At 41.9% G+C, this 8790-nt stretch carries 9 protein-coding genes; 4 read left to right on the top strand and 5 right to left on the bottom strand.

Features of this window, described 5'->3' with window-relative positions; translation table 11 throughout:
- Positions 1 to 38: 38 nt before the first annotated feature.
- Both A5875_RS11790 and A5875_RS11795 read left to right on the top strand, forming a co-directional pair.
- Positions 39 to 794 carry a spr1630 family ClpXP-sensitive toxin gene (locus A5875_RS11790; protein WP_088933771.1) on the top strand — a complete coding sequence of 252 codons (756 nt, stop codon included), beginning with the start codon at positions 39 to 41 and terminating at the stop codon, positions 792 to 794.
- A 28-nt stretch (positions 795 to 822) separates the two neighbouring features.
- Positions 823 to 2004 carry a spr1629 family repressor/antitoxin gene (locus tag A5875_RS11795; protein ID WP_088933772.1) on the top strand — a complete coding sequence of 394 codons (1182 nt, stop codon included), beginning with the start codon at positions 823 to 825 and terminating at the stop codon, positions 2002 to 2004.
- A gap of 71 nt (positions 2005 to 2075) precedes the next feature.
- Here the strand turns inward: A5875_RS11795 and A5875_RS11800 are convergent, their stop codons facing one another.
- From A5875_RS11800 to A5875_RS11825, 5 genes are all read right to left on the bottom strand, one after another.
- The gene (locus A5875_RS11800) at positions 2076 to 2540 is read right to left on the bottom strand and encodes an S-ribosylhomocysteine lyase (RefSeq protein WP_088933773.1); all 465 of its coding nucleotides are present in this window, start codon (positions 2538 to 2540) and stop codon (positions 2076 to 2078) included.
- Between the two features lie 192 nt (positions 2541 to 2732).
- A complete protein-coding gene (locus A5875_RS11805; protein ID WP_088933774.1) occupies positions 2733 to 3665 on the bottom strand; it encodes a PLP-dependent cysteine synthase family protein in 933 nt (310 codons plus the stop codon).
- Between the two features lie 985 nt (positions 3666 to 4650).
- Entirely contained in the window at positions 4651 to 5247 is a 597-nt protein-coding gene (locus tag A5875_RS11815; protein ID WP_088933776.1) for a hypothetical protein, read from the bottom strand.
- A gap of 191 nt (positions 5248 to 5438) precedes the next feature.
- On the bottom strand, positions 5439 to 6725 hold the full coding sequence (locus tag A5875_RS11820) for a sensor histidine kinase (RefSeq protein ID WP_088933777.1): 1287 nt from the start codon (positions 6723 to 6725) through the stop codon (positions 5439 to 5441).
- Positions 6722 to 7453, bottom strand: a complete 732-nt coding sequence (locus tag A5875_RS11825) for a LytR/AlgR family response regulator transcription factor (protein ID WP_088933778.1) — start codon at positions 7451 to 7453, stop codon at positions 6722 to 6724. The genes A5875_RS11820 and A5875_RS11825 overlap by 4 nt, the downstream gene beginning before the upstream one ends.
- Positions 7454 to 7792: 339 nt before the next feature.
- On the opposite strand from A5875_RS11825, the gene A5875_RS11830 reads away from it, so the two are divergent.
- Both A5875_RS11830 and A5875_RS23675 read left to right on the top strand, forming a co-directional pair.
- The gene (locus tag A5875_RS11830; RefSeq protein ID WP_088933779.1) at positions 7793 to 8308 is read left to right on the top strand and encodes a DUF6560 family protein; all 516 of its coding nucleotides are present in this window, start codon (positions 7793 to 7795) and stop codon (positions 8306 to 8308) included.
- A 126-nt stretch (positions 8309 to 8434) separates the two neighbouring features.
- Positions 8435 to 8790: hypothetical protein (locus A5875_RS23675; RefSeq protein ID WP_088933780.1), on the top strand; the 356-nt coding region annotated here is incomplete at its 3' end.

Genomic DNA, 8790 nt, shown 5'->3' on the forward strand with positions numbered 1-8790 from the left:
GTATAATATCCATACTACTTAAATTACAGGAGGACGCCATGAAAGATTTTGAACTGAGTGAAGCGATCTACCAAGCAATTGTTGATGGAACCTTAAAAGGTTATTTACAATACCTTGAAGAACGTAAAACTAAAAAAGCTGAAATGCGTGTCAGCGGAGCTTATGCTTGGACTAAAGGAAACCATATTGACGATCAAGTATCAAAAATTGGACAAGAACAAGGCATTGATTTTAAAATTGAAAAAGCCGGCTATACTTGGGAGTATCTCCAATTTACTTTAAGTGAAGAATCAGAGAATTTCATGCTTATTGTAAAAAATTCTCGCCGGATCAAACAAACATTTGATGGAGATGTAAAGAAAGAGAAAAACTATTTAGTTGATTTATCAGATATAAACCTCCCGTCACTAAAAAAATCCGGCCTTTCGTTTATTCAAAAGCCTGAACAAATCGAATTAGAGTTAAGCGATCCAGAGGAAGTTAAAGCTGTTTTAGAAGGCCGCTCTCTAAACATTGATCAGAAGCCTTCTCGTTTTTATATTGTTACTTATGAAGTTAATGATGAAACAAAGATTATCGATTCTATTGAATTGACCATGCCCAACAGTGAAACAATGAGTTTGATCAGGATAGCGGATCTTACAAAATACATCGGGACTAGTCCTTTTGAGATAACATTTGAGGATGTTGCACCTATCAGAGACGAAAAAACAACCGATCAAACGATTTTTTCTGGAGAACCAAATTCATTTGGTTACTCTGTTGCAGCAGAAGACGAAGAAATCGAGGAATAACTATACTTAAATTAAGGATGTGTTTATCATGTTTTTCGGAGAGAAATTACAGAATGTCCGAGAATTGAAAGGTCTCTCCAGAAAAGAACTCGCTGATTTAGTTCATGTTAGCGAACAAGCGATTTGGCAATACGAAAATCAATATACTGTTCCCAAATTTGAAATCGTGAATGAATTCAAAAAGATTTTTTCTGTTAAGCCTCAGTTTTTCTATTCAGAACCTTTTGTAAAAGGGATTGCTGACATTGAACACATTGCCTATAGAGCTGAAGATCGTGAATCACGAAAAAAGGCTAAAATGGAAACGACTTATATAAACTTTATAAATCATTTTATTTCAGAATTTGAATACAATGTCGATGCGCCGCAAGGCTCTATCCATTCTTTGAGAAAATATTCGGAAGCAATATACTATAAGCCCGCTGTAAAAATGAAGAAAAACGATGTCCTCGCTCATCTTGCAGAGAATGCTCGAGAAAAGTTAGCTTTACAGAATAATAAAGATTTATTATACAAATTAGAGATGGCTGGAATCTCGATCCTCGAAAAAAATATGGGCTCTAGTATTGATGCTTATAGTACATGGACAAAAGAAGATAGAGCATTTATCATCTTAGGAAATATGAAGAAGTCCTCTGTAAGAAGAAATTTCGACTTAGCTCATGAATTAGGTCATTTACTCATGCATAGTCTGATAGATATGGATAGTCTTTCTAAAGATGAACATAAAGCTATCGAAAAAGAAGCCAATGATTTTGCTTCTTATTTCTTGATGCCTGAAGAAGATTTTATAAACGATTTTAATCAAATCACTAAGAAGTCGAATCCTTATTCTTATGTCGAACTGAAAATGAAATATATGGTATCTATCATCGCTTTAGAATATAGAGCCTATAAACTGGGCTTACTTAGCTATGAAGAAAATAGGTATTTTTATGCTTCGCTTAATAAAAACAACATGAGAAAGAAGGAACCCTTAGATGAGGATATCCCTGTAGTCAAGCCTGGGAAAACCCGTGCGCTTCTTCATTTTGTTTTTGAAAATCACCTCTTGCTGCTTAATGATTTTTTGGAATCCTACAATATTGAACTACCCTTTTTGGAATCCTTGCTAGGTATTGATGCGGAGTTTCTAGCGAAGTTTAAAGAATCTGTCAGAGAAGATTACTATGGTTCAAATATTATCAACTTCTCTCCGGCAGAAAGGTAAACCAGTACTAACAATTGCAAAAAGGAACATGGGATGACGAGAGATCGTTCATTCCATGTTCCTTTTTTATATTATTCCGCCGCGAAGATCGTGTCCCATTCGTCGCGTTTGTTTAAAAATTCTTCTGCTAATGCTTGCGCGCCTTCCAATGTGTGGTTCGCCGCCCAGCCGCATTGAACCGGATTACTTGCGGGAACTTCGGTTGCTTGTAATACGTCCTTCATCGTCAGCTCCACCACATCCATGATTGCTTCGATGTCGTCATGGTTTAAGACGGTCAGGTAAAAACCTGTCTGGCAGCCCATCGGGGACCAGTCCACGATGTAATCCGCATGGTTGCGAATCAATTCCGCCGTCAAATGCTCCAGCGAGTGCAACGCCGCCATTTCCATATAGGCTTGATTCGGCTGCTTTAACCGAACATCGTATTTCACGATCAAATCGCCGTTTGCTCCTGTTTTCTTGTCCGCCACGCGAATATACGGTGCCTGCACCTTCGTGTGATCGAGGTTGAAGCTTTCTACATTCATTTTCATCTTCGTTCGCCTCCATTATTTTTTCTGCGACGGCCCGCTCCTGTTAGTAAGACCGCCGCAGAACGTAACCTTCTGTATTGCTTTTATAAATACGCTCGCAAAGCTTCATTTTTTAGATGAAGACTTGCGATGATGCCCGCATTTATTTTTGCCAACCTATAAATTCCATAACTTGGCAAGCTGGAGAATGCCTCAATACTTCTCCCGCGAATAAATGTCCTTTGATAAGTAACGATCCCCCGCATCTGGGAAAATCGTTGCGACCCGACTTCCCGCAGGCAGCTTGGCAATCTCCGCAAGGGCAGCCGCCAGCGCCGCACCCGACGAACTGCCGATCAAAGCACCATGCTCCTTCGCCAGCCGCCGAGTCATCGCAAAACCATCCGCGTCACTGACCGTCGTGAAACCGCTGATCGGCAATCCCTCAAGAAAGGCGGGAATAAATTCCACACCGATGCCTTCGATCTCATGACCATGACTCGCACCGCCATTTAAGATCGAGCCTTCAGGTTCCACACCGATCAAGCGGACCGCCGGATTTCTTTCCAGCAGATAACGAGCCACACCGCTGAAGGTCCCGCCGCTGCCGATCCCTGCAACAAAACTTGTGATCTCCGCTCCAAGATCCGCTACCAGCTCAGGCGCCAATGTCCAATAATACGCCTCTGGATTGGCTGGATTTTCAAACTGCAAAGGCAAATAACTGTCGGCGATTTCCTCATGGAGCCTTTTCGCCTCCGCGATCGCTCCACTTATCCCTTCATCAGTCGGTGTGTGAACAATTTTCGCGCCCAATGCCTTCATCAACGCCTGCTTTTCCAGACTGAATTTTTCCGGAACCACAAAGATCGTCGGCAAGCCCGCCGCCAATGCCGCAAGCGCCACACCGATCCCTGTATTCCCAGCAGTCGGCTCAATAATGGTCGTGCCCTCCTTGATCCTGCCTTGTGCAAGACCTTCCTCAATCAGATAAACCCCTAACCGGTCCTTGATACTGCCACCTGGATTCAAATATTCCAGCTTCGCATAAATCGCCGAACCCTCGGGAATTTCCGCAAAATGCCGATGGGTAAAACGCAGCAGCGGGGTATGCCCGATCGCCGCCTGAATCGAATCTATAATCATGGTTGTACTCCTATCTTGTACTTAGGGATTTATTTCAAAAAATGGGTGTTTCCTTCTCATCCAACTACGCCGTTCAAACCGTTATTAGATTTTTGGGTAACAAAAAAGGTGCTGACTATTAATCAGCACCTTGAGCTTCCACTATGTCGATACCAGAAAATCCCCGAAGCGGGCAGTATCAAAAATAAGCGAATGTTGGGCAGTTAATAGACACGACAAAACGGTATGCTGCTTTTTAGCACCATACAACAACAGCAAGATTTAGTTGCGAATTGTTTGCCGAATGTCATGTCTCTGCCTCCCCAAAATTTAGAACGGTCATAATGTTTTTAAAAATTTACCACAGCGAGAAACTCCTGTCAAAGGAAATACTCAGGGAATTTTAATTTTGTGCGGTGGGATGAAGAATAGACGACAACTTGCAAAAATGAAAGTATTTCGTCATCTCAATCAATGTTGCTTGAGATATGTTTTTTCGTACAATTGGGACGTAAAAAATGATAGCGATTACACTTATTGGTGTATAAGTAAAAAGATGAGGAGCTTATAATATGAAGAATAGTCCGTATTGGCGAAACCCTATTTATAGGTTTTGGGTGTATTTAATAAAAATATATTTGAAATACCTGCTTTTGATTCTTATTGTTTCACTCCCTCCGAATGGCGGGTTGAAATGGACACTTTTTAAGATCTCAGGTCTGATTCTTTTGTGGGTTGGCGAAGCTTTTCGCGATACTTATAAGAGCTATAAAACATAAAAAATTAACCAATTATAGCATCACGCAGCAACATCTTTTTGATTTCTAATCATATGCGTTATTATTTTTCAGCGAAATCGCCTAAGTTAAAATCAGCAGAACTTTCGTCACCTTGAATGTTTAGCCGGATAACAAAAAAGCGGGCGAATTGAATTCGCTCCGCCCGATTGTATTTTTCAAATGATGCCTGTCACTTGTTTACGTCCTTATTTTACGTGGATGCTTTCCTATTTTTCCCTTTTTCCCTTTTTCCCTTTTTCCCTTTTTCCCTTTTTCCCTTTTTCCCTTTTTCCCTTTTTCAGCAAATAGGCTACCGCTAAAGGAACGATAGCGCCAATTACCCAGTTAATCATGATCCAAGGAAAGTTCTTCCCGAAAAAGTAATCATAAATGGTAGGGATTGTCTTTCTCCAATATACGTAGATGATAATTTCCATAATCCAGCCTAATGGCACTTGAAACAGTCCGATAAAAATAGCGTTCAGATAAATGTTTCTGTAGGCAACCTCTTTGAAATAGAAAAAATACGAACACCACCCGATAACCAGCGGTGTTACCACAATAAAAGAAACAAGCCAATAGGCCCAAAGATTCGGACCAAGCAAGTAGGTGATCCCATCAATCTTGACCGGTTGAAATAGAAAGTAGAGTGGAAATAGTGCGAGCCCGCCAATCAGATAACCAGCCACAGAAAAATCAATGGCAGCTGTGAGCGTATGAAGTACTGTTCCTTTTTTACTTACCAAACGATGGAGCAAAAATGAGACGACAAAAATTGCTGCCGGGAATGCGACAATCTGTAAGAATACGGATAACACTTTCATTGGAATAGTTTTTCCTTCCTGTTTAACATTATTTGCGGAGCTTCCCCTATGAGAGGATGCTAGATAGCCGCTTCAGCCAACTTGTGAGAACAATTCTACCTGCTAGGATAGAGCGTTACAAGGTGATACCGGCTACAATGTATTAAACAGGGTGGTTTCTCGTCATAACTATTTTTCGCCCGCTCGGATTCTTATTCAAACAACGTAAACTCAATTTGAAAGTGTTGCTCAGTATACTGACTTTGCAGATCACCGCGATAACTATTTACGATAGAACGGACGCTTTCCAGACCAAGACCGTGGTTGGCAGAGTCTTTTTTTCTCGTTTGCAGATCAACATGCTTTCCGTCAGTACTGTTTTCACAGTTCACAATCAACGATGCATTGTAATACACCAGACGCAAACGGATATACCGCTTATTGGTGCAGTGCTGACAGGCTTCGATGGCGTTGTCCAGAATGTTCCCCACAGCAGCAACCAAATCACTGCCGTTCATCTGTACATCCTCCGGCAGCTGCACATCAAAGTCGCACAGAATATTGTTCTCCCGCGCCTGCTTGTACTTGGCTCCCAACAAAGCATTGATCGCAGGATGCGCCGTAAAATCATACTGGGTATCCGCAGCTAGCCGGGCAACCAACTGCTGCACATTCTTCTCCGCTTTTTCTAAGTTGCCTGTCCGCAGCAGCCCGTCAAGCGCAATCAACTGATTTTGCATATCGTGCTTCATGATGCGAATTTCCTTCTGATGTGCTTCAACCTGCTGATAATAATCCTCCCGCATTTGGTTCTGCTGCTCTCGTAAGGCATAGCTCTGATTTTGAGCGTAATACTGCTCTATCCTTTCAAAAAAGAAAAAAGCGGCTACATCCATAACAACAATGATCAGTGCGATGACCAGTAATCCAGTCCTTTCCAGATACTTGAACCCCAGAAAAAGCAACAGTAGACTCAGCAGCGGAACCAGCGACTCCAGTGCATACAGACTTAAGGGCTTTGTGATAAAGCCTTTATTTTTGCGCACCCTTTTGATGATGACTACGAGTCCGTACATCAACAAAAGCAGCGTCCAATTGACGGCGTACGCTTCCACAGGTTTGACACTTAGGATGGAGTCCAGCTGCTTCCACCACAAAAAAAGCGTCATCGAGATCGCTTCAGCCATAGTGGAAAGCGTGATCAGAAAGAGTGTCAAAAAGCAGCGTTTAGACAGTTTTCCTGCATACGGAAGCGTTACGATGAAAAAACAAAGTGCCGCTTTAAAGATGCTTCCTACAGCAAATACAATCGTGTTCAGCGGAAAAGCCGACTCCACCAGCTCGCTAAGCAATGACCAAAGAATGCCGGCAGCCAATAGCAACCCTACCACCCTAGAACTGCTCCAGCCTCTTTTTTTCTCAAGATATAGTCCATGAAACAGGTACCCCACACTTACAGTCAAGATTTCGTGAATGACTAGAATCAAGATACTGATCATAGCCGCACCCCGCCTGTACGCGCCAAAACAAATCGACGATACGCCGCATGAAAGGTATCATGATGAAGATTGCTGATCGAAATTTTAGCACCGCTGCGCATCTCAATCAGCCAGCTTTCCAGATTCTTAACCTGCTCCAAATTAATAAGGTAAGATCTATGCGGCTGCACGAAGGTAAGACCAGCAGCTTTCTCTACCGCATCCTTCATCCTGCCGTAATATTCAATTTGCTGCCCGTCCGTGGTGTGGATAATCAGCTTTCTTCCTTGGCTTTCTACACTTTCTATTTGCGATAAAAACAGACTGTGTTTCTTTTTGCGAATAGTATACGTGTAGATTGTACGGTGTTTCTCCAACAGCCGCACCGCTGACAAAAGGATACCCTTCACCGATTCTTGCTCAAAGGGCTTTACAATATACTGAAATGCCAAGACACGAAACGCCTCTGGCATCAGCTCACGATGCCCTGTGACAAAAATAAGGATGGCATCCGCATCCTGTTCTCGTATTCGCCTTGCTGTCTCCAGTCCATTCGTTCCAGCCATTTCAATATCCAAAAGATAAATCTGAAATTGCCGAGGATGCACCTCTAACGTTTGTAAAAGCGCGTCGCCAGAAGAATATAGCCCTATCTCACACTGGTAACCCAGCTCGGCTACGACTTCAGCGACCAGTTTTTGAAGCACCGCATTCACTGTTTGTTCGTCATCACATATGGCGATTCTCAACGCTCACCCTCCTCTATCGTTTTTTTACACATTGTGCACATCCGGCTATTAGTCAACTTTCCGTTCATAGTCTTTTCATAACATTATACCAAATCACTATTCCCCACGGCTTTTAAACTTAATGAAAGACACGTTCAAATAACCAATAAAAAAAGGCCTCTTGGCAATTATCAACTATTGGTCTATCTATTCAAAGCTGAGAACTCCAATTCCAATAGACACCGCATCCCCCATGCTTTAAAATTGGTATTATTATACAAACTAGAAAAACGAGCGGCTTTATTTCGAGACATGAGAAAATGCTGAAGCGTATCATTGCATAAGGAGGGTGATTGAGTAATGAAAAGTTTGATTACGGTGTGCATCGTTGGGGTGGTACTGGCACTTTTAGAAAACAATACGAAGAAAAAAGGCATCAAGCGGGGACAAAAGAAATTCACGATTCGGACGCCTAGGTCTTATTTTATTTTTGGTGTCGTCGAAGCCGGAATGATCGGCGGAATTTTAATATGGGGCGAACTAACTAACCAACTAAATATTTTTTATATTATAGTATTATTTCTTGGTGCCCTTCCAGGTTTGCTGCTGATGATCTTACCTATTGCTGGCATGTGGGAAGTCCAAGTAGATGGAGACAACATCGAAGCCATCAAATTATTTGTCTTTAAAAAGCAGTTCTTATTTTCAGAGATCACCCACTGCAAAGAAACACGCGGCGGCTGGAAAGTATATGTCAATGGCAAACGTAAAAAAGCCTTCTTTGTTGACCGAATGATGGAAGGCGCGAACCTTTTTCTTAAACGAATCGAAAAGACAAACATTCCCATTGAAGAAATGAAACGTGAAAAAGATTAAAAGGTGAGCTCAATAAACGCCAAAGAAAAGAAATTGAGCATAGTTCGAAAAGGAGCAATGAGCGGTATTATTGGAGACATGGGAAAATGTTGAAGCGTATCATTGCATAAGGAGGGTGATTGAGTAATGAAAAGTTTGATTACGGTGTGCATCGTTGGAGTGGTACTAGCATTTTTAGAAAACAATACGAAGAAAAAGGGTATCAAGCGGGGACAAAAGAAATTCACGATTCGGACGCCTAGGTCTTACTTTATTTTTGGTGCCGTCGAAGCCGGAGTGATGGGGGGAGTTTTGATATGGAGCGAACTAACTGACCAGCTAAGACTTTTTTATATTTTGGCATTTTTTATTGCTGCTTCTCCGGGTCTGCTGCTGATGATCTTACCTATCGCTGGCATGTGGGAAGTCCAAGTAGATGGAGATCATATCGAGGCTATCAAATTATTTGTCTTTAGAAAGCAGTTCTTATTTTCAGAGATCAC

Source organism: Enterococcus sp. 3H8_DIV0648, from assembly GCF_002140655.1.
Taxonomy (GTDB): Bacteria; Bacillota; Bacilli; order Lactobacillales; family Enterococcaceae; genus Enterococcus_A; species Enterococcus_A hulanensis.